We start from the raw sequence: 18,731 nt of genomic DNA, 5'->3' as shown, positions 1-18,731 counted from the left end.
CTCCATTCAGCTGACCTGCGCTCCTGATGCCCTACTCCCCGCTGCCCGGTTTCCCGTCCCACCTGCATGCCGTTGCCGGCCGTATCCGGCTGGCCTGTTTCGACGTGGACGGCACACTCACCGACGGTCGGCTCTACTACGACCGTGATGGCAACGAGAGCAAGGCGTATTACGTGCAGGACGGACTTGGCCTGAAACTGCTGCAGCAGCACGGCATCCACCCCGTGTTGATCACCGCGCGCAACAGCCTGTCGGCGCAGAAGCGCGGCGCCGACCTGGGTATCGACACCCAGATCGCGGTCGGCGACAAGCTGGCCAGCGTGCGCACCCTGTGCGACCAGCACGGCATCGGCCTGGACCAGGTGGCCTTCATGGGCGATGACCTGCCCGACCTGGCCCCGCTGTGCGCGGTCGGGCTGGCGGTGGCGCCGGCCAATGCCCATCCCTGGATCGCCGAACGCGTGCACTGGCAGACCCGTCTGGACGGGGGCCGCGGTGCCGCACGCGAGCTGTGCGACGTGCTGCTGGCCGCGCAGGGCCACGTGGATGCGGTCCTGGCGAGGTTCGGCGCATGAACTGGCGTACCGCACTGGGTGGCCTGCTGCTGGTGGCTGCGTTGTTCAGCGGCTGGTCCCTGCTGCGCGATCGCGACAAGGCCGAGATCGTCGCGGGCGACGATGCCAGCAAGGACTATGTGCTGCACGATTTCCAGATCATCGCGCTGGACGAGCAGGGCCGCGAATCGACCACGCTGCGCGCACCGCTGCTGGAACGCACCCGCAGCGACGAGACCATGACCATCCAGACCCCGCTGTTCCTGCTGCCCGACCGCGACGGCAACCACTGGGAACTGCGCAGCGACACCGGCTGGGTCAGCGCCACCGGCGACAAGCTGCGGCTGTCCGGCAACGTCAGCGGCGACAGCCCGCGGGTGCCCAGCATTCCACCGACCACGTTCCGCACCGAGCAGCTGGACGTGTTCCCCAAGGAAAACCGCGCCACCTCCGATGGACTGGTGACCCTGACCCGACCGGGCATGACCCAATCCGGCGTCGGCTTCGCGCTGAACTCCAGCGACAAGACCTACCAGTTCCTGAGCCAGGTCAAGAGCCGTTACACGCCCCGTCAGTGATGCGCCACCACACTTCAACAACGGCCTTGGCCGTTTCCCCGAATCCGGCAGGAAAGCCCCACGTCATGAAAACCCTCCACGCTGTTGCCCTCGCCCTCAGCCTGATGGTGCCCGCCGTCGGCGTGCAGGCCAAGACCTCCGACCGCAACCAGGAAATGACCATCGACGCCGGGGCACAGTCCGGAACGCTGGTCGGCGATGGCGTCACCACCCTGTCGGGCGGCGTCACCATCACCCAGGGCACGCTCGACATCCGCTCCGCCCAGGCCGACATCCACATGAAGGACGGTGAAGCGGTGCGTGCGGTGTTCACCGGCAAGCAGGCCAAGATGAAACAGCAGCTCGATGACGGCACCTGGATGGAAGCCCAGGCCGACAAGATCGACTACGACATCAAGAAGGAAATCATCGTGCTCACCGGCAACTACACGGTCAAGAGCGCGCAGGGCACCAATTCGGGTGGCACGATGACCTACAACACCGCCACTGGCCAGATGAACAGCGGCGGCGACGGACAGCGCGTGCGCACGGTCATCCCGCCCAAGAACAAGGGTGCCGCCCCGGCCGCCAAGCCGGCCGCTGCCCCGGCCAAGACCACCGTCCCCACCGCCGGGAGCAAGAAGTAATGCTCGTCGCCAAAGGTCTGCGCAAGCGCTACAAGCAGCGCGAAGTGGTGAAGGAATTCGGGCTGACCCTGGACGCCGGTGAAGTGGTCGGCCTGCTCGGCCCCAACGGTGCCGGCAAGACCACCTGCTTCTACATGATCGTGGGCCTGGTCGAGGCCGACGCCGGCAGCATCGTGCTGGATGGCAAGGACATCACCGCCGACCCCATGTACACCCGCGCCAAGCAGGGCGTGGGCTATCTGCCCCAGGAACCGTCGGTCTTCCGCAAGCTCACCGTGGCCGACAACCTGCGCCTGGTGCTGGAACTGCGCGAGGACCTGGACAAGGCCGGCCGCGAGAAGGAGCTGAATTCGCTGCTGGACGAGCTGCAGATCAACCACGTGGCCGACCAGCTGGGCGCCAGCCTGTCCGGCGGTGAGCGCCGCCGCTGCGAAATCGCCCGTGCGCTGGCCGCCAAGCCGCGCCTGATCCTGCTCGACGAGCCGTTCGCCGGCGTCGACCCGATCTCGGTCGGCGAGATCCAGCGCATCGTCCTGCACCTCAAACAGCGTGGCATCGGGGTACTGATCACCGACCACAATGTGCGCGAAACCTTGGGAATCTGCGACCGCGCGTATATCCTCAACGAAGGCAGCGTACTGGCGCAGGGGGCACCAGACGCGATCCTGGAAAACGCAGACGTCCGCCGCGTGTACCTTGGAGAGACCTTCAAGCTCTGACCGCCGGCCGCTGCAGCGCCTTCCCTCCGTTCGGCACAGGCATGAAAGCACGGCTGCAGACATCGCTGGGACAACAACTGGTCATGACGCCGCAGCTGCGTCAGGCCATCAAGCTGTTGCAGATGTCCAGCGCCGAACTGGAACTGGAAATCGCCGAGGCGGTGGAAACCAACCCGCTGCTGGACTGGGCCGAAAACGCCGAACCCACCCTGGATGCCGCGCCGGACAGCGATGAGCGACCGCCCGAAGTGGCCGAACGCGACAACGGCGGCGACGGCGATTCGGCCCCCTCCGGCGCCGATGACTGGGCGCCCGGCGAAGGCGACTGGAGCAGCGGCAGCAGCGGCGGCTCGTTCGACGATGACGACAACGGCAGCGCCGCCGAGCGCGTGGCCGAGACCGAAAGCCTGGCCGACCACCTGCTGTGGCAGCTGCACCTGTCGCACCTGTCCCGCCGCGACCGCAGCATCGGCGCCGCGCTGATCGATGCCTTCGAGGACGACGGTTACCTGCGCGAACCGCTGTCGGCCATCGCCGAAACCCTGCTCCCGGCCATTCATGCCGATGAAGCGGAAATCCTCACCGTGCTGCACCAGATCCAGCGCTTCGACCCGATCGGGGTCGGCGCGCGCAGCCTGGGCGAATGCCTGCAGCTGCAGCTGGACGTACTGGACCCGCAGACCCCCGGCCTGGCCCTGGCCCGGCGCATTGCCGACGGCCCGCTGGAGCGCCTCCCGCGCAGCGGCGTGGCCGGCATTGCCCATGAACTGCGCGAGCCGGTGGAGGCGGTGGACACCGCCGTGCAGCTGCTGCGCTCGCTGGACCCGCGCCCGGGCACCCAGATCGGCGAGCTGGCCCACGACAGCTACGTGGTGCCCGACTGCGTGGTCTGGCGCCAGAACGGCAGCTGGCGGGCCGCCCTGGCCGGCCATGCCGGGCCCAAGGTGGTCATCCACCGCGGCTATGAACAGATGATCCGCCGCTGTGGCGAAAGCGACGCCGGCTACCTGCGCAGCCACCTGCAGGAGGCGCGCTGGCTGCTCAAGGGCCTGGAGGCTCGTGGCGAGACCCTGCTGCGGGTGATGCGCTGCCTGCTGCAGCAGCAGGCCGCCTTCCTCGAGTTCGGCGCGCAGGCCCTGCGCCCGCTGACACTGCGCGAGGTGGCCGGGGAGCTGGGCCTGCACGAATCGACCATTTCCCGGGCCATTGCCCGCAAATACGTGCGCACCCCGCGCGGCACCCTGGCGCTGCGCGCCTTCTTCGCCTCGGGGATCGATACCGACAGCGGCGGCGAGGCCTCGAGCACCGCCATCCAGGCCATGATCCGGCGCCTGATCGACGACGAGAACCCGCGCAAGCCGCTTTCTGACGCCAAGCTGGCTGACCTGCTCAAGACCTCGGGAATACCGGTGGCGCGCCGCACCGTGGCGAAGTATCGTGAAGCCATGAACATTTCCGCCTCGCACGAACGAGTACGCATCGCCTGACGCTCACACGCCTGGCGGCAAGGTTCATTGGCTCATCCGAACAAAGGAGAAACCCGATGCGCATCGAAACGTTTGGCAAAGATGTCGAAGTCACCCCGGCCCTGCATTCCTACGTAGAGGAGAAGCTGGCACGGATCGGCAAGCACTTCGATCAGCATTGCGACGCGCGGGTCACACTGAAGCTTCAGAAGCCCGACCACCACGTCGACGCCAGCGTGAACATCCCCGGCCAGACCCTCCACGCCGAAGCCAACGGCCAGACCATGTATGCGGCCATCGATGTGCTCGCCGACAAGCTGGACCGGCTGGTGATCAAGCACAAGGAGAAAAAGCACCAGCACGCCCCGGTTCCGGCTCCCTTGGGCGACAATGACGCCTGACGACCCCGCTCCCCGCTTTCCATGCCTTTGAATGATCTACTGGCGGCCGTGCGCACCCAGGTGCTGCCGGCCGCCGATCGTGACAGTGTGCTCAAGGCAGCCGCCCGGCTGCTGGCCTGCCGCGAAGCCAATGCCGAGCTGCTCTACACGAACCTGCGCGAGCGCGAGACGCTGGGCAGCACCGCCATCGGCCACGGCATCGCCATTCCCCACGGCCGCGCGCCGCTGCTGGAACGCCCCCGCGGGGCGCTGCTGCGGCTGGAGACCCCGGTGGACTTCGGCGGCGATGAACCGGTGGACCTGGTGTTCGCCATCGCCGTGCCCAGCCACTACACCCATCAACACCTGATGCTGCTGTCCGAGCTGGCCGAGCTGTTTTCCGAGCCGGCCATCCGCCAGGCGCTGCGCGAAGCGCGCGATGCGGCGGCACTGCGCCAGGTGATCGAATTTCCCCCGCCGGCGAGCGCCGCATGAATACCAGCATCACCGCGCGTGAACTGTTCGAACAGCAGCGTGACCGCCTGAGCCTGCGCTGGGTGGCCGGGCAGAAGGGCGAGCGGCGCGAGCTGGAGGCCGGCAACACCGTGTCGCGGCGCCCGTCGCTGGCCGGCTACCTCAACGCCATCTACCCCAACAAAGTTCAGATCCTGGGCACCGAAGAGCTGTCCTGGCTGGATTCGCTGGATTCGCGCCAGCGCTGGGAAACCATCGAGCGGATCATGCAATCGCACCCGCTGGCGCTGGTGATCACCCGCAACCAGCCCTGCCCGGAAGACCTGCGTGCGGCGGCCGATGAGTCGCAGACCCCGCTGTGGATCTCGCCCAAGCGCGGCCACGAGCTGCTCAACCACCTCTCCTACCACCTGGCCCGGACCCTGGCGCCGCGGGTGATCCTGCATGGCGTATTCATGGAGATCTACTCCATCGGCGTGCTGATCACCGGCGAAGCCGGTTCGGGCAAGAGCGAACTTGCGCTGGAACTGCTCAGCCGCGGCCACCGCCTGGTGGCCGACGATGCGCCCGAGTTCACCCAGATCGCCCCGGACGTGCTCGACGGCACCTGCCCCGAGCTGCTGCAGGACCTGCTGGAGGTGCGCGGGCTGGGCGTGCTCAACGTGCGCGAGATGTTCGGTGACACGGCGGTAAAGAAGAACAAGTACCTTCGGCTCATCGTGCACCTGACCAAGCCCATGACCGAACCCACCCCCCATGGTTACGAGCGCCTGACCGGCGATTCCGGCACCCGCCACGTGCTGGACCTGGACGTGCCGCTGATCACCCTGCCGGTGATGCCCGGCCGCAACCTGTCGGTGCTGACCGAGGCGGCCACCCGACTGCACATCCTGCGCACCAAGGGCATCGACCCGGCCGCGATGTTCATCGCCCGCCACAGCAACCTGCTGGAACGCCGTACCCCATGAACGCCGCCGTCGAACCCACCGCCGCCACCCTGATCATCGTCAGCGGGCTGTCCGGCTCCGGCAAGACGGTGGCGCTGAAGACCTTCGAAGATCTCGACTACTACTGCTCGGACAACCTGCCGATCAACCTGCTGCCCGACTTCGTGCGCAGCCTGCTGGCCGGCCACGATGCCGACGCCCCGCGCCGCCTGGCCGTGGGCATCGACGTACGCGGCCAGAGCGACCTGAGCCAGCTGTCGCACTGGCGCGAAGACGCCCAGGCGGCCGGGCTGGACGCGCAGCTGCTGTTCTTCGATGCCACCGATGAAGCGCTGCTCAAGCGCTACGCCGACACCCGCCGCCGACACCCGCTGAGCCAGCTGGGCCTGTCGCTGCCCGAAGCGATCGCGCGCGAGCGCGAACTGACCGCCCCGCTGCGCCGCGCCGCCGACGCGGTGATCGACACCACCACCCTCAACGTGCACCAGCTGCGCCGCAAGGTGGTGACCGAGTTCGCGCTCAGCCACGGCAACAAGCTCTCGCTGCTGTTCGAATCGTTCGCCTACAAGCGCGGCGTCCCGGCCGAGGCCGACTTCGTGTTCGACGCCCGGGTACTGCCCAACCCGCACTGGAACCCGGAGCTGCGGCCGATGTCCGGGCGCGAAGCACCGGTGCGCGAGTACCTGGACACCCAGCCGGACGTGCAGAAGTACGTGGACCAGCTGATCGACTTCCTGGATACCTGGCTGCCCCGCCTGGGCAACGACACCCGCAGCTACGTCACCGTGGCCTTCGGCTGCACCGGCGGCAAGCACCGTTCGGTGTACCTGGCCGAACGCCTGGCCCGGCACGCGCGCGACCAGGGCTGGCCAGAAGTGGCTACGTTCCACCGCGAACTGGATTGATCAAAGCCAACGGACCAACGGTCCGTTGCTACCGTGGTGTATCCCCAATTCATGTTGGGATGTTAACGTTCGACAATGACCTGTGGCATTCTCCTTGTAACGCATCCCGGCGTCGGTACGTCCCTGCTGGACGTGGCGACCCGACTCCTGCGGCACCTGCCGCTGAAGACCGAAGCTTTCGAAGTACCGTTCGACGCAGACATGGATGCCCTGCTCCCGCTTGCCTCGGCCGCCCTGCGGCGCGTGGACAGCGGTGAGGGCGTTTTGATCCTGACCGATCTGTATGGCGCCAGCCCGAGCAATCTGGCAGCGCAGCTGGCCCGCCTGGGCACCCCGGCACGCCGGGTCTCGGCGCTGAGCCTGCCGATGTTGTTGCGAGTGATGAATTATCCGGAACAGGGACTGGATCAACTGCCCGCCACTGCGGCGGCGGGCACTCGCAATGGAGCGATTGTCGACGATGCTTGAACGTGAACTCACCGTATCCAACCGCCTGGGCCTGCATGCCCGCGCCACTGCAAAGCTGGTGCAGGTGCTGGCGCCCTTCCGCTGCAACGTGACCATGGCCGCCAAAGGCCGTGAGATCAACGCCAAGAGCATCATGGGCGTGATGCTGCTGGCCGCCGGCCAGGGCACCCCGGTCACCGTGCGCATCGACGGCGAAGACGAAGCGGCTGCCATGGACGAAGTGGTGGCCCTGTTCGAGCGACGCTTCGACGAGGACAGCTGAGCATGCCGGGGCCACCGTCGCGACCGGGTTCCAGCACACCGGCACGGACCGCGTCCGGTGCCCTGCTGCTGGCCGGGCACGGGGCCTCGCGTGGCAATGCCCTCGGCCGCGCCCGGGTGCGCCTGCCGCATGCCCTGGAAGTCGCCGAACAGCGCATCGCCCCGGCCCAAGTGGCAGCCGAACTGCAGCGCCTGCACCTGGCGGTGGACGCAGCCCGCGCCGAAATGCACGACCTGCGCCAGCGCCTGCAGGGTGCGCTGAACCAGGAAGTGGGCGAATTCCTCGACCTGCATGCGCTGCTGCTGGACGACCCCGAACTGCTGTTCGGCCTGGACGAGCTGATCCGCAGCGGCCCGTACAGCGCCGGGTATGCGCTGCGCGTCCAGCGCGACCGCCTGGCCAAGGTCTTCGATGGCATGGACGATGCCTACCTGAAGAGTCGCATGGACGACCTGGACCATGTGATCGGCCGCATCCATGCCTTCCTGCAAAAACGCCCGCCGGACGTGAAGGGGCTGGCCGGTGAAATCCTGGTCTGCGACAACATCGCGCCTTCCGAGCTGGCCCAGCTGCAGGCGCACGGCGTGGTCGGCATCGTCACCGCCGCGGGCAGCGCGCTCTCGCACAGCGCGATCCTGGCCCGCAGCCTGCACCTGCCGCTGATCGTCAACGTCCCCAACCTGCTGCAGAAGATTTCCGATGGCGACGTGCTGGGCATCGACGGCAGCACCGGCCAGATCACCGTCAACCCGCTGCCGCCGGACCTGCGCGATTACCGCGCCCGCCTGCGCGACCAGGCGCGCGAACAGCGCGAGCTGGGCCGCCTGCGCAGCAAGCCCAGCCGCACCCGCGACAAGGTGGAGATCGCGCTGCTGGCCAACGCCGAATCGCGCGAAGACGTCACCGAGGCGCATGCGCTGGGCGCGCACGGGCTCGGCCTGTACCGCACCGAATTCCTGTTCCTGCAGCGCGATGAGCTGCCCGACGAACAGGAGCAGTTCGAAACCTACCGCGATGCGGCGCTCGGCATGAGCGGGCGACCGGTGACCATCCGCACCCTGGACCTGGGCGCGGACAAGGCCGACCGCACCGGCCTGACCCTGAGCAACGAAGAAAACCCCGCACTGGGCCTGCGCGGCGTGCGCCTGTCGCTGGCCCGGCCGAAGGTGGCCGATACCCAGCTGCGTGCGATCCTGCGGGCGTCGGCCTACGGCAAGCTGCGCATCCTGCTGCCGATGGTCAGCACCCGCGAGGAGCTGCTGGCGGTCCGGCGGCGGTTGAACAAGCAGGCCGAGCTGCTGCGCGCCGAGGGCCACGAAGTGGCCGAGCACATCCCGTTCGGGGCGATGATCGAAGTACCGGCTGCGGCGATCGCGCTGGAAAGTTTCATCGACCTGGTCGACTTCCTGTCGATCGGCACCAATGATCTGGTGCAGTACCTGCTCGCCGCCGACCGCAACAATGAAGCGGTGGGCGAGCTGTATTCGCCACTGCACCCGGCGGTGCTGCGCCTGCTGGCGCACATCCTGCGCACCGGCCGCGAACACGAGGTGCCGGTGGCGGTGTGCGGCGAGATTGCCGGCGACCCGCGCATGACCCGTATGCTGCTCGCGCTCGGCCTGACCGAGTTCAGCCTGCACCCCGGCACGCTGCTGGAGGTGCGGCGCGCGGTGCGCGACAGCGATCTGTCCGAACTGCAGGCCGCAGCACCAAAGCTGCTGGCCGCACGCGACCGGCGCAGCATCGAGCGCTGGATCGACACAAACCAATGAACAGCCCGGCAGGTCACGACCGTTGGTCGTGACGCGCTGACCTACCGGTTTGTCATGCATCCAAGCGATAATGACGCGGTGACCACCCCCTCTGCCGCATCCTGTCCGGGATAGCGGCCTTTTTTCTTTTGCCGCGGGAGCTGTGCATGGCCGAAGCCGTACGCCACGACAAGACGGCGCGCCAGTTGCGACTGTTGTCCGATGCACTGGACAGCGGGCGGCTGGGTCCGGTGCGCCGGCTGGTCAATACGCTGGCGCCGGCCGAGATCGGCAACCTGCTGGAATCGCTGCCGCCGGGCAAGCGCGAAGTGGTGTGGGGGCTGGTCGACCCGGAAGACGATGGCGAGGTGCTGGTCCACGTCGGCGAGGAAGTGCGCGAAAGCCTGCTGGCCGACATGGACCCGGACGAAATCATCGCCGCGGTCGAAGACCTGGACATCGATGACCTGGCCGACCTGGTCGAAGACCTGCCCGATACGGTCATCGACGAAGTGCTCAAGTCGATGGACCGCGAGAACCGCGAGCGGCTCGAGCAGGTCCTGTCCTACCCCGAGGACAGCGCCGGCCGCCTGATGAACCCGGACGTGGTGACCGTGCGCGCCGACGTCAACGTGGACGTGGTGCTGCGCTACCTGCGCCTGCGCGGCGAACTGCCCGACCACACCGACCACCTGTTCGTGGTCAGCCGCCGCCACCAGTACCTGGGCCGGCTGTCGCTGGCCTCGCTGGTGACCCACGAGGACAGCACCCCGATCAACCGCTTGATCGACGACGAGCAGCCGGCCATCGACGTCGGCGAAAGCGCGGACGAAGTAGCCCGGCAGTTCTCCGACCATGACTGGGTGTCTGCGCCGGTGGTGGACGACAACAACATCCTGCTCGGCCGCATCACCATCGATGACGTGGTCGACATCATCCGTTCGCAGGCCGAGCACCAGGCCTTGGGCGCGGCCGGCCTGGACGAAGAAGAAGACCTGTTCTCGCCGATCAAGCGCGCCGTGCGCGGCCGCGTGGTGTGGCTGGGCATCAACCTGTGCACCGCCTTCCTGGCGGCCACGGTGATCGGCCAGTTCGAGCTGACCCTGCAGAAGGTGGTTGCGCTGGCGGTGCTGATGCCGATCGTGGCCGGCGTCGGCGGCAACGCGGCGGTGCAGGTGCTGACCCTGATGGTGCGCGGCATCGCGCTGGGCCAGGTGGGCCAGAGCAACGCGCGCATCCTGCTGTGGAAGGAATCGCGGGTGGCGCTGATCAACGGCACCCTGATCGGCACCGTGGTCGGCATCATCGCCTACCTGTGGTTCCACAGCTTCCTGCTGTCGCTGGTGATCACCCTGGCGCTGATCATCAACTTCTGTGCCGCGGCGCTGGCCGGGGTGCTGCTGCCGCTGCTGCTCAAGCGCATGAACGTGGACCCGGCCGTGGCCGGCACCGTGGTCGTCACTGCGGTCACCGACGTCATGGGCTTCTTCAGCTTCCTCGGCCTGGCCACCCTGATCCTGCTGCACTGACCGGTTCACCGACATGGCCCTGACCCTCGACAACTACTTCGCTGCCGGCTGGCGCGACCAGACCCACACCTGCCCCGCCTGCGAATGGCAGGGGACCTCGCGCCAGATGAGCATGGAACTGCACGAGGACGAGGCTGAGTTCGATTGCCCGCAGTGCGAGAACCCCATCCTGCTGGTGGTCCACCCCAGCCTGGCCCAGGTGCAGGCCGCTGCCGCCGAGGGCCACCCCGAGGCGATCGAACAGCTGGAGATCCTGGCTTCGGTGCCGCGCCCGGACTGATGCACTGCAAGATGCCTGCGCCGACGTCCGCGCCTAGACTGAAAACGATTTCAGCCGAGGAAAGACAATGGCACGACAGCGCGCGGCGTGGTGGATGTGGGTGGTGGCGGTGCTCGTCATGAGCGGCTGTGCCACGACCCGCGTTGCGGACAAGGGGCACTTCGTTGAGCGCAGCGTCACCGTGGACGGGCGGGTGTCGCGCTACCAGGTATTCGTGCCGCGCGATGCCAAGGCGCAGCGCAGCGCGTTGCCCGTGGTGTTGTTCCTGCATGGGTCGGGCGAGCGTGGCAGTGACGGCCATCGCCAGACCACCGCCGGGCTGGGCCCGCACCTGCGCGACCACGCGCGCGACTTCCCGGCACTGGTGGTACTGCCACAGGCGCCGGAAGACCAGGAATGGTCGGGCATCAACAACCGCATCGCGCTGGCCGCGCTGGATGCCACCATCGCCGAATTCGGTGCCGATCCTGCGCGGCAGTACCTCACCGGCATGTCGATGGGCGGCTACGGCAGCTGGAACATCGCGCTGGAACACCCCACCCGTTTCGCCGCGATCGTGCCGGTGTGCGGCGCGGTGCTGGCGCCGCGCGCGGTGCGGGCGTCATTGTTCGTGGAGTCCGTGGCGAACGAAGCCGATCCCTATGCCGCCATCGCCGAGCGCCTCAAGGCCACGCCGATCTGGATGTTCCATGGGGCAATGGACGATGTGGTGCTGCCCGCCGACGACAGAAAATTGAAGGCCGCGTTCGATGCGACCGGCGCCGGCGACGTGCGCTACACCGAGTACCCGCAGGGCAACCACAACGCGTGGGATGCAACGTACGCGGACGCGGCGATGTGGGAATGGCTGTTCGCGCAGAAGCGGTAGCGCCGGCCGTTGGCCGGCTGCTTTTCGATCCGGGGTCATGGACGTCTGGTGGGTGGCTTCGGATCGTGTAAACGCCGGATGGATTATCGGTGGCGGTGATGATGCCGCCTTCGGATGCTTGGGCCGCGCTGCGCGCGGTGTCCGGCCAACGGCCGGGGCTACGAATTTTTATGGGCCCATTGGGATTGGGAGCAATCGACCGTGGGCTTCGGATCGTGTAAACGCCGGATGGATTATCGGTGGCGGTGATGATGCCGCCTTCGGATGCTTGGGCCGCGCTGCGCGCGGTGTCCGGCCAACGGCCGGGGCTACGAATTTTTACGGGCCCATTGGGATTGGGGTCAATCAAACGTGGGCTTCGGATCGTTTAAACGCCGGATGGATTATCGGTGGCGGTGATGATGCCGCCTTCGGATGCTTGGGCCGCGCTGCGCGCGGTGTCCGGCCAACGGCCGGGGCTACGAATATTTACGGGCCCATTGGGATTAGGGTCAATCGACCAAAAGCCACAGTCCGGTAGCGCCGGCCGTTGGCCGGCCTTCGTATGGCTACCTACACTCCATGACGGTAACGGCCGATGTGTATGTCGGCATTTCCCTGAATCACCACTACGCCCCATCCGCCGAGGATGGGAGGATGAGCAGCCATCGTCTACGTCTTGGGCGCCGCAGCATTGTCGGGCAGGTTTACGTCATGACGACGCGTTGTGCCGGGCAATCCCGTTGGTTTGATGATCCTGAAGCCGCAGAGATCGTGGTCAATCAGCTTCGACAGATGGACCGGAGCCGATGCACCCACACCCTGGCATGGGTCGTCATGCCCGACCACATTCACTGGATGTTTGAACTGCGCTCGCATTCACTTGCGTACGTCGCGCGGCGCTTCAAATCTTCCAGCGCGCTGTCGCTTAACCGCCTGAAGGGTAGACAGGGCAAGGTGTGGCAACCCGGATTCTTCGATCATGCGGTGCGTGCCGACGAAGCCTTGTTACGCCACGCGCACTACATCGTTGGCAACCCGATACGCGCGGGAATCACCGCGAACATCGGCGACTACAAACATGCATGGTGTCGTTGGCCGCTATAGGCATCGTCCAGCATTGCGTTCCGGCCAACGGCCGGCGCTACCGACAAACGCGTCGATGGCGACGCCACATCCATCCGCAGCCCACGGTTGATTGATCCCAATCCCAATGGGTCCGTAAAAATTCGTAGCCCCGGCCGTTGGCCGGAAACCGCGCGCAGCGCGGCCCAAGCATCCGAAGCCGGAAACACACCGCCCCCGTATTCCGTCCAACGTTCACACGATCCGCAGCCCACGGTTGATTGATCCCAATCCCAATGGGTCCGTAAAAATTCGTAGCCCCGGCCGTTGGCCGGAAACCGCGCGCAGCGCGGCCCAAACATCCGAAGCCGGAAACACACCGCCCCCGTATTCCGTCCAACGTTCACACGATCCGACGCGGCCCCCATCACCCCAACAACGTTTCCAGCACGGCCATGCGCACCGCCACGCCGTTGGCCACCTGGCGCAGCACCCACGACTGCGGGCCGTCGGCCACGTCGTCGGTGACTTCCACGCCACGGTTGATCGGGCCCGGGTGCAGCACGGCCGCGTCCTGGCCGGCGCGCTTCAGGCGCGCGGCGTTCAAACCGTATTCGGCGTGGTACTGCTCGATCGACGGCACCAGGCCTTCTTCCATGCGCTCACGCTGCAGGCGCAGCATCATCAGCGCATCCACGCCTTCCAGCATCTGATCGAAATCCTGGCCGACGATGCAGCCCTTCAGCGTGTCATCGTCCGGCAGCAGCGACTGCGGGCCGCACACGCGGATCTCGCCCACGCCCAGTGTGCGCAGGGCATGCAGGTCGGTGCGGGCCACGCGTGAGTGCTTCACGTCGCCGACGATCACCACCTTCATCTTCGAGAAATCACCGCCCTTGGCCTGGCGCAGGGTCAGCATGTCCAGCAGGCCCTGGGTCGGGTGCGCGCTGCGGCCGTCGCCGGCATTGATCAGCGCGGTGCCCTCGCCCGCCGCGGCGGCCAGCTCGGCCACGGCACCGTCATCCGGGTGACGCACCACGAAGCCACGCACGCCCATCGCTTCCAGGTTCTTCAACGTGTCGCAGGCGGTTTCGCCCTTGCGCGTAGACGAGGTGGAGGCGTCGAAGTTCAGCACGTCCGCGCCCAGCCGCTGCGCCGCCAGCTGGAACGAGCTGCGGGTGCGGGTGGAGGGTTCGAAGAACAGTGTGCACACCGCCGAACCGCCCAGCACGTGGCGCTTGTTGCCGACCCGGCCGACCGCCGCATCGCGGATCTGGCCGGCGCGGTCGAGCAGCTGCAGCAGGGTTTCGCGGGGCAGACCTTCCAGGGTCAGCAGGTGGCGCAGGCGTCCGTCGGAATCGAGTTGCGAGGCGGTCATGGGCAGGGTCTGGGGGTCAGGAAACGGGGGTGGCATCGTCCGGCGAGGACAGCCAGCGTTCGATGATCACCGCGGCGGCCACCGCATCCAGCGTGGCCGCATCGCGGCGCCGCTTGCGGCCTTCGGCGCGCTCGACGGCGAACCGGCGGGCCGCTTCGACCGAGCTGGAACGCTCGTCGATCAGCACCACCGGCAGCTTGAAACGTTCCCGCAGCTGGCGGGCAAAGCCCTGCGCGCGCTTGCGGTTGGGTTGGTCCTGGCCATCCAGGGTGAGCGGGTCGCCCACCACCAGGCCATCGGGCCGCCATTCCTTGATCAGGCGTTCGACCGCGGTCCAGTCCGGGCCGTTGCCGTGCACGTCCACCACGGCGATGGCGCGGGCATGGGTGCCGAAGGAACTGCCGATCGCCACCCCGATCCGGCGCGAGCCGACATCGAAGCCGAGCACGGTGCCGTCGCGGCGGATGGTGGCCGGCTCAGACATTGCCGCTGTAGTCCGTCAGCCGGAACAGGTCCACCCCGATCCGTGCGGCGGCGCCCTGCCAGCGCTGCTCCAGCGGCGTGGCGAACAGCAGTTCGGCATCGGCCGGCACGGTCAGCCAGCTGTTGTCGGCGATCTCGCCTTCCAGCTGGCCCTCGGTCCAGCCGGCACAGCCCAGCGTGACCAGCACATTGCGCGGGCCTTCGCCGCGGGCCATGGCTTCGAGGATGTCGCGCGAGGTGGTCAGGTACACGCCCTCGCCCACCTGCAGGCTCGACTCCCACGCACGAGCATCGTCATGGATGACGAAGCCACGCTCGGGATGCACCGGGCCGCCGTTGAGCACCACCTGGTCGCGCAGGACGAGGTCGTCGGTCTGGATCTCCATCTGCGCCAGCACATCGCCCAGCGTGTACTCGGACGGCTGGTTGACCAGCACGCCCATGGCACCGTTCTCGTCGTGCTGGCAGATCAGGCTTACGGTGCGCGCGAAGGTCGGATCGGTCAGCGACGGCAGCGCAACCAGCAGGTGATCGGCAAGGGAGGTAGGCAACGTGGACATGGGCCCATTCTACCCGCTGCATCCTCACACGGGCGTGAGCCTCGGCTACGATGCGTGCAGTCATGGACGTGTGTACGCAACGGAGAGCACGATGAACCCGCAGCCATCCCTTTCCCCTGCCTCGCGCGCCGCCATCGTGCTGATCGCGCTGTTGCAGGGCCTGATGCTGTACGCGGTGCAGGAAGCGGCCGACCACGGGCCGTTCCAGGCATTCGCCACGCGCCTGTGCTGGTACACCTGGGTGCTGAGCGTCCCCACCGCCGTTGCGCTGACCCTGGTGGACCTGCGCGACCGCCGCCTGTGGCTGCACGCGGCGCTGGCCTCGGCCCTGGTGCTGGCGATGGCCGGATGGATCGGCTGGAACCTGGGCGGAACGCCCGACGACCTGCGCCAGGCACCGCTGCTGCTGCCGTTCTCCGTGTGCGTGGCCGTCGCGGTGTTCGTCGCGCTGCCGTGGTGGCAGTTCCGGCTGCAGCACGGACACTGGCGCGCCACCTACGCAGCCCTGTTCGAGCGCGCCTGGCAGAACGGGCTGACCCTTGCGCTGGCACTGGGCTTCACTGGGCTGACCTGGATGCTGCTGTGGCTGTGGGCGGCGCTGTTCAACCTGGTGGACATCCACTTCTTCCGCGACCTGTTCCGCGAAAAAGCCTTCATCGCGCTGGCCACTGGCATGCTGTTCGGGTTCGGCGTGCTGATCGGGCGCACCCAGGACCGGGCCATCCAGGTCATCCGCCAGGTGCTGTTTGCCGTGGCGCGCGGCCTGCTGCCGCTGCTGGCGTTCATCGCGGTGATCTTCGTGGTCTGCCTGCCCTTCACCGGGCTGGAGCCGCTGTGGCGCACGCGCTCGGCAGCCACGGTACTGCTGACTCTGGTGCTGCTGCTGATCGTCTTCAGCAACGCGGTGTACCAGCATGAAAGCGAGCTGCCGCCCTACCCGGCGTGGCTGCGCCGGCTGGTCGAGGCCAGCCTGCTCACGCTGCCGGTGTATGCGGCGCTGGCGCTGTATGCAATGGGCCTGCGCATCAGCCAGTACGGGGTCACCCTGGAGCGCTTCTGGGCGCTGCTGGCGGCGCTGCTGGTGTGCGGTTACGCGGTGGGTTATGCGCTGGCCGCAGTGCGCAGGCGCGGGCGCTGGCTGCAGCGGATCGAACCGGTCAACCGCTGGATGTGCTGGGTGGTGCTGGGTGCGGCGGTGCTGGCCAATACGCCGGTGCTGGACCCGATCCGGATCAGCCTGGCCAGCCAGATGGCCCGGCTGCAGGCAACCGCGCCGGCAATCAAGGGCGAAGACGCCACCGATCTGCGCTTCGGCTATGGCCGGCGCGGCGCCGAGGTGCTGAAGGAACTGCAGCAGGACCCGCGCTTCCGCGACGATCCGCGTGCAAGCACCCTGATCGCCAATGTCCTGAGCGTGGACGCGCGGCAAGTCCGTTATGGGAACTACAGCGACGCCATCAAAGACCTCAAGGTGCTGCAGCAGCAGCTGAAACTGGCCAAGAGCAGCCCGGCGCCAGACTCGGACTGGTGGCAGGCGTTGCTGGCCGGGACCGTGAACGTCAGCAGCTGCCTGGAAATGGACGAGGTCTGCGTGGCACTGCGCCGCGACCTGGATGGCGATGGCGTGGACGAGATGCTGTTGTGCCACGAGCCCTCGTGGGGTGGCGCGGTATGCCGCCTGCACGCGCGCGATGGCAAGGACTGGACCGATGCCGGCAAGATCGAGTTCCCGATGCCCTCCGAATACCGCGGCGACCCGGCGTACGACCCGCTGCTGCGGGGTAACCTGACGATCCATCCAGCACGCTGGCCGCAACTGTCGCTCGGCGATGGGCCTAGACTGGGCATCGAACAACCTCCCGTTGAAGACGACACCCCATGAGCGGCTACTGCCTCATCGCACCGGGCCATCCGGTGCACGGTCATTACCATGACCACGAATATGGCTTCCCGCAGCGCGACGAACGCGAGCTGTTCGAGCGCCTGCTGCTGGAAATCAACCAGGCCGGGCTGAGCTGGGAAACCATCCTGAAGAAGCGCGAAGGGTTCCGCGCGGCCTACAGCCAGTTCGATGTGGATACCGTGGCCGGCTATGGCGAGCGCGACGTGGAACGCCTGCTCAACGATGCGGGCATCATCCGCAACCGGCTCAAGGTGCACGCGGCGATCCACAACGCCCAGGTGATCCAGCAGCTGCGCGCCAGCCACGGCAGCTTCGCGGCATGGCTGGATGCGCACCACCCGCGCGACAAGGCCGAGTGGGTGAAGCTGTTCAAGAAGACATTCCGCTTCACCGGCGGCGAGATCACCGGCGAATTCCTGATGAGCCTGGGCTACCTGCCCGGCGCGCACAGCCCGGATTGCCCGGTATACAAACGCCTGCAGAAACTCAAGAAAACCGGGTAAACCCTCAGACGCCCATGTAGCGGCCGGGCCGATGGTTGAACATCAGCACCAGGCTCAGCACCACCGCGCCGATCGCCGAATACATCACTTTGTCCGGCGAAAGCACGAAGAACGCCACGCCCATCAGCAGCGTGTCGAACGACATCTGCACCTTGCCCGCGCTCCAGCCACGGGTGCGCTGCAGGTATACCGCCAGGATGCCGATGCCGCCCAGGCTGGCGCGGTGGCGGATGTAGAACAGGATGCCCAGCCCGGCCAGCGCGCCGCCCACCAGCGCCGAATACAGCGAGCTCATGTGGGCGAAATCGGCCCAGCGCGGCAGCAGGTCGGTCAGCACGCCGCAGGCGGTGACCGCCGCGAAGGTCTTCAGGGTGAATTCCCAGCCCATGCGCCGCACCGCCACCCAGTAGAACGGCAGGTTGACCAGCACGAACACCAGGCCGAAATTCCAGCCGAACGCATAGTGGGCCAGGAACGCCAGGCCGGCCATGCCGCCGATCATCAGCCCGCCCTTGGCGAAGATCGCCAGGCCCAGCGAGGCCACCAGGGTGGCCAGGATCATGCCCTGCACGTCCTCGGCCACCGAATGGCGCAGGGCGTTGGCATCGGCCACGGTGCCGGCGCTGTCCGGCGGCGGGGTCAGCGGGCCGGCGGTGACCAGATGGCCGTCAGCATCGTCGCACGGCGCGGGGCCATGGGATTCAAGGGACATGGGGGGTGGGGCCAGACACGTGGGGAGCGGTATTAGACACGATCCGCGTGACAGTTGCAGGTGAAATCGATTCATCCCGCAACGAATGGCCGCTTCACCCGGTCCGGTCCTTCAAATGGTGGGCCACCAAGGCGTTGGCGTGGCCATGGCCCAGGCCATGCTGGCTCTTCAGGAAGGTGACCAGGGCCATGTGCCTGAGCCCGCCCTGGGTGGCCAGCAGGGCAAGCCAGTGTCCCACTGGCTGCCCATAGGTCTTTTCGATGGACGGGAAGTACGACGCGGGACCTTTGACCGGGGCGGTGTCGCTCATGACCTGTTCCTTGCAGAGGGGTTCATCCACT

Annotated in this window: 23 protein-coding genes; 18 read left to right on the top strand and 5 right to left on the bottom strand. The window is 67.2% G+C overall.

What is annotated here, in order from left to right; genetic code table 11:
• Positions 1 to 26: 26 nt before the first annotated feature.
• The 16 genes from BAY15_RS05750 to BAY15_RS05675 all read left to right on the top strand — a co-directional run bounded on the left by BAY15_RS05750 (position 27) and on the right by BAY15_RS05675 (position 12,893).
• Positions 27 to 575, top strand: coding sequence for a KdsC family phosphatase (locus tag BAY15_RS05750; RefSeq protein WP_068849813.1), 549 nt, complete (start codon positions 27 to 29; stop codon positions 573 to 575).
• Positions 572 to 1,132: an LPS export ABC transporter periplasmic protein LptC gene (gene lptC, locus BAY15_RS05745; protein ID WP_068849811.1), complete on the top strand. Its 561-nt coding sequence runs from the start codon at positions 572 to 574 to the stop codon at positions 1,130 to 1,132. Before BAY15_RS05750 ends, lptC begins: the two co-directional genes overlap by 4 nt.
• Positions 1,133 to 1,197: 65 nt before the next feature.
• Positions 1,198 to 1,758, top strand: a complete 561-nt coding sequence (lptA, locus tag BAY15_RS05740) for a lipopolysaccharide transport periplasmic protein LptA (protein WP_068849808.1) — start codon at positions 1,198 to 1,200, stop codon at positions 1,756 to 1,758.
• Complete coding sequence (gene lptB, locus BAY15_RS05735; protein ID WP_068849805.1) at positions 1,758 to 2,477, top strand: LPS export ABC transporter ATP-binding protein; 720 nt, start codon at positions 1,758 to 1,760, stop codon at positions 2,475 to 2,477. The genes lptA and lptB overlap by 1 nt, the downstream gene beginning before the upstream one ends.
• Positions 2,478 to 2,518: 41 nt before the next feature.
• Complete coding sequence (locus BAY15_RS05730) at positions 2,519 to 3,964, top strand: RNA polymerase factor sigma-54 (protein ID WP_068849802.1); 1,446 nt, start codon at positions 2,519 to 2,521, stop codon at positions 3,962 to 3,964.
• 56 nt (positions 3,965 to 4,020) lie between these two features.
• Positions 4,021 to 4,344: a ribosome hibernation-promoting factor, HPF/YfiA family gene (gene hpf / locus BAY15_RS05725; RefSeq protein WP_068849799.1), complete on the top strand. Its 324-nt coding sequence runs from the start codon at positions 4,021 to 4,023 to the stop codon at positions 4,342 to 4,344.
• Positions 4,345 to 4,365: 21 nt separating this feature from the next.
• A complete protein-coding gene (locus BAY15_RS05720) occupies positions 4,366 to 4,818 on the top strand; it encodes a PTS sugar transporter subunit IIA (RefSeq protein ID WP_068849797.1) in 453 nt (150 codons plus the stop codon).
• On the top strand, positions 4,815 to 5,765 hold the full coding sequence (gene hprK, locus BAY15_RS05715; RefSeq protein WP_068849794.1) for an HPr(Ser) kinase/phosphatase: 951 nt from the start codon (positions 4,815 to 4,817) through the stop codon (positions 5,763 to 5,765). Before BAY15_RS05720 ends, hprK begins: the two co-directional genes overlap by 4 nt.
• Positions 5,762 to 6,649, top strand: coding sequence for an RNase adapter RapZ (rapZ, locus tag BAY15_RS05710; RefSeq protein WP_068849791.1), 888 nt, complete (start codon positions 5,762 to 5,764; stop codon positions 6,647 to 6,649). Before hprK ends, rapZ begins: the two co-directional genes overlap by 4 nt.
• Positions 6,650 to 6,724: 75 nt before the next feature.
• Positions 6,725 to 7,117 carry a PTS sugar transporter subunit IIA gene (locus BAY15_RS05705; protein ID WP_068849788.1) on the top strand — a complete coding sequence of 131 codons (393 nt, stop codon included), beginning with the start codon at positions 6,725 to 6,727 and terminating at the stop codon, positions 7,115 to 7,117.
• Positions 7,110 to 7,379, top strand: coding sequence for an HPr family phosphocarrier protein (locus BAY15_RS05700; RefSeq protein ID WP_068849785.1), 270 nt, complete (start codon positions 7,110 to 7,112; stop codon positions 7,377 to 7,379). Before BAY15_RS05705 ends, BAY15_RS05700 begins: the two co-directional genes overlap by 8 nt.
• Positions 7,380 to 7,381: 2 nt before the next feature.
• Entirely contained in the window at positions 7,382 to 9,151 is a 1,770-nt protein-coding gene (gene ptsP, locus BAY15_RS05695) for a phosphoenolpyruvate--protein phosphotransferase (protein ID WP_083214075.1), read from the top strand.
• Between the two features lie 146 nt (positions 9,152 to 9,297).
• Positions 9,298 to 10,659, top strand: a complete 1,362-nt coding sequence (gene mgtE, locus BAY15_RS05690; RefSeq protein WP_068849782.1) for a magnesium transporter — start codon at positions 9,298 to 9,300, stop codon at positions 10,657 to 10,659.
• A 13-nt stretch (positions 10,660 to 10,672) separates the two neighbouring features.
• Positions 10,673 to 10,939, top strand: a complete 267-nt coding sequence (locus BAY15_RS05685) for a hypothetical protein (RefSeq protein WP_068849780.1) — start codon at positions 10,673 to 10,675, stop codon at positions 10,937 to 10,939.
• A 67-nt stretch (positions 10,940 to 11,006) separates the two neighbouring features.
• Positions 11,007 to 11,807, top strand: a complete 801-nt coding sequence (locus BAY15_RS05680) for a prolyl oligopeptidase family serine peptidase (RefSeq protein WP_068849777.1) — start codon at positions 11,007 to 11,009, stop codon at positions 11,805 to 11,807.
• A 636-nt stretch (positions 11,808 to 12,443) separates the two neighbouring features.
• Positions 12,444 to 12,893, top strand: coding sequence for an REP-associated tyrosine transposase (locus BAY15_RS05675; protein ID WP_068854566.1), 450 nt, complete (start codon positions 12,444 to 12,446; stop codon positions 12,891 to 12,893).
• Positions 12,894 to 13,278: 385 nt separating this feature from the next.
• Here BAY15_RS05675 and BAY15_RS05670 read toward each other — a convergent pair whose 3' ends face one another.
• The 3 genes from BAY15_RS05670 to BAY15_RS05660 are packed head-to-tail and all read right to left on the bottom strand — an operon-like array spanning position 13,279 to position 15,272.
• The gene (locus tag BAY15_RS05670) at positions 13,279 to 14,229 is read right to left on the bottom strand and encodes an aspartate carbamoyltransferase catalytic subunit (RefSeq protein ID WP_068849774.1); all 951 of its coding nucleotides are present in this window, start codon (positions 14,227 to 14,229) and stop codon (positions 13,279 to 13,281) included.
• A 16-nt stretch (positions 14,230 to 14,245) separates the two neighbouring features.
• Complete coding sequence (ruvX, locus tag BAY15_RS05665) at positions 14,246 to 14,713, bottom strand: Holliday junction resolvase RuvX (RefSeq protein WP_068849771.1); 468 nt, start codon at positions 14,711 to 14,713, stop codon at positions 14,246 to 14,248.
• The gene (locus BAY15_RS05660) at positions 14,706 to 15,272 is read right to left on the bottom strand and encodes a YqgE/AlgH family protein (protein ID WP_068849768.1); all 567 of its coding nucleotides are present in this window, start codon (positions 15,270 to 15,272) and stop codon (positions 14,706 to 14,708) included. Before BAY15_RS05660 ends, ruvX begins: the two co-directional genes overlap by 8 nt.
• A gap of 91 nt (positions 15,273 to 15,363) precedes the next feature.
• On the opposite strand from BAY15_RS05660, the gene BAY15_RS05655 reads away from it, so the two are divergent.
• Both BAY15_RS05655 and BAY15_RS05650 read left to right on the top strand, forming a co-directional pair.
• Entirely contained in the window at positions 15,364 to 17,154 is a 1,791-nt protein-coding gene (locus tag BAY15_RS05655; RefSeq protein WP_068849765.1) for a DUF4153 domain-containing protein, read from the top strand.
• Entirely contained in the window at positions 17,151 to 17,678 is a 528-nt protein-coding gene (locus BAY15_RS05650) for a DNA-3-methyladenine glycosylase I (protein WP_068849753.1), read from the top strand. The genes BAY15_RS05655 and BAY15_RS05650 overlap by 4 nt, the downstream gene beginning before the upstream one ends.
• A gap of 4 nt (positions 17,679 to 17,682) precedes the next feature.
• Here BAY15_RS05650 and BAY15_RS05645 read toward each other — a convergent pair whose 3' ends face one another.
• On the bottom strand, positions 17,683 to 18,390 hold the full coding sequence (locus tag BAY15_RS05645) for a YitT family protein (protein ID WP_068849751.1): 708 nt from the start codon (positions 18,388 to 18,390) through the stop codon (positions 17,683 to 17,685).
• A gap of 94 nt (positions 18,391 to 18,484) precedes the next feature.
• On the bottom strand, positions 18,485 to 18,700 hold the full coding sequence (locus tag BAY15_RS05640) for a DUF4287 domain-containing protein (RefSeq protein WP_068854565.1): 216 nt from the start codon (positions 18,698 to 18,700) through the stop codon (positions 18,485 to 18,487).
• Positions 18,701 to 18,731 lie beyond the last annotated feature (31 nt).

The organism is Stenotrophomonas rhizophila (assembly GCF_001704155.1).
Lineage (GTDB): Bacteria > Pseudomonadota > Gammaproteobacteria > Xanthomonadales > Xanthomonadaceae > Stenotrophomonas > Stenotrophomonas rhizophila_A.
This window is presented reverse-complemented; position numbering and strand designations above follow the sequence as displayed.